The 1657-nt window shown below is 64.0% G+C and carries 1 protein-coding gene and 1 pseudogene; both read left to right on the top strand.

Going from position 1 to position 1657, the window contains the following annotated elements; translation table 11 throughout:
• A pseudogene (locus EN906_RS33325) lies at positions 1 to 180 on the top strand (diaminopimelate epimerase); the annotation flags it as partial.
• A complete protein-coding gene (gene mtaB, locus EN906_RS33320; RefSeq protein WP_127268400.1) occupies positions 180 to 1493 on the top strand; it encodes a tRNA (N(6)-L-threonylcarbamoyladenosine(37)-C(2))-methylthiotransferase MtaB in 1314 nt (437 codons plus the stop codon). The pseudogene EN906_RS33325 and the gene mtaB, both read left to right, overlap by 1 nt.
• Positions 1494 to 1657: the final 164 nt, after the last annotated feature.

Below are 1657 nucleotides of genomic sequence, written 5' to 3'. Positions count from 1 at the left end.
GAGACAGCCAACCGGACCGGCCGCAGCGTTAGCCTGTTGACGCCAGGCGGCGGTACGCTGCATGTCGAATGGCGCGACGATGACCATGTGGTGCTGACCGGCGCCGCCGAATGGGAATTTTCCGGCAGCTTCGACCCGTCGAACGGGACATGGGCCCGCGACACCGAAAGCGCGGCCTGATGTCCGCTCTGCCCAAGAGCCCGGTGTCCAAGGGCATCGATGTCGTCACCTTCGGCTGCCGGCTCAACACCTATGAATCGCAGGTGATGCGCCGCGAGGCTGAAAGTGCCGGTCTGGGCGCGCTGGAAGGCGGCGCTTTGATCTTCAACACCTGCGCCGTGACAGGCGAAGCAGTGCGCCAGGCCAAGCAGGCGATCCGCAAGGCCCGCCGCGACAACCCACGGGCACGCATCATCGTCACCGGCTGCGCCGCGCAGACCGAGCCTGAAAAATTCGCCGCCATGGACGAGGTCGATCTCGTGCTTGGCAATGAAGAGAAGCTGAACGCCAATTCCTATCGCGCGCTGCCGGATTTCGGCGTCAACGACACCGAGAAGGCGCGCGTCAACGATATCTTTTCGGTGCGTGAGACCGCAGGCCACATGGTCGACGCCATCGAGGGCCGGGCGCGCGCCTTCGTCCAGGTGCAGAATGGCTGCGACCACCGCTGCACCTTCTGCATCATTCCCTACGGCCGCGGCAATTCGCGCTCGGTGCCGATGGGCGCCGTGGTCGAGCAGGTCAAGCGGCTCGCCGGCAACGGCTATGCCGAGATCGTGCTGACCGGCGTCGACATGACATCATTCGGCGCCGATCTGCCGGGGGCGCCGAAGCTCGGCAAACTGGTGAAAACAATCCTGAAACAGGTGCCCGACGTGAAGCGGCTGCGGCTGTCGTCGATCGATTCGATCGAAGCTGACGACGATTTGCTCGATGCCATCGCCACCGAGCCCAGGCTGATGCCGCATCTGCATCTGTCGCTGCAATCGGGCGACGACATGATCCTGAAGCGGATGAAGCGAAGGCACCTACGCGATCAGTCGATCCGCTTCTGCGAGGATGTGCGCAAGCTGCGCCCCGGTATCGTCTTTGGCGCCGACATCATCGCCGGCTTCCCGACCGAGACCGACGAAATGTTCGAGAACTCGGAAAAAATTGTCGAGGAGTGTGGCCTGACCCATCTCCACGTCTTCCCCTTCAGCCCACGCGAAGGCACGCCCGCCGCGCGCATGCCGCAGCTCCGCCGCGAGGTCGTCAAGCAGCGCGCCGCCCGGCTGCGTGCCGCCGGTGAAGCTGCCTATTTCAGGCATCTGTCGTCGCTCACCGGAACGCGCCAGTCGATCCTGATCGAGCGCGACGGCCTTGGCCGCACCGAGGGTTTTACGCTTGCCGCACTCGGCACGGGCGCACCGGGTGAGATCGTCGAGGCTGAGATATCAGGCCACGATGGTAGCAGGCTGATCGCGGCGCCCCTTGCCGCCCGCGCCGCCTGAGAACGCAAAGCATGGCTGGTTTTTTCAAGAAGATATTTTCGTTCGGCAAGAAAGAGGTTGTCGAGGAGCGGATCGACGAGACCGCCCCGCTGCCGCCGATCAAATGGGAAGCACTCGATGCGCTGAAGCCGGCGGCCGAACAGGTCGTTCCGGAGTTCTTGAAG

Origin of the sequence: Mesorhizobium sp. M7A.F.Ca.CA.004.06.1.1 (assembly GCF_003999135.1) — a bacterium.
Taxonomy (GTDB): Bacteria; Pseudomonadota; Alphaproteobacteria; order Rhizobiales; family Rhizobiaceae; genus Mesorhizobium.
This window is presented reverse-complemented; position numbering and strand designations above follow the sequence as displayed.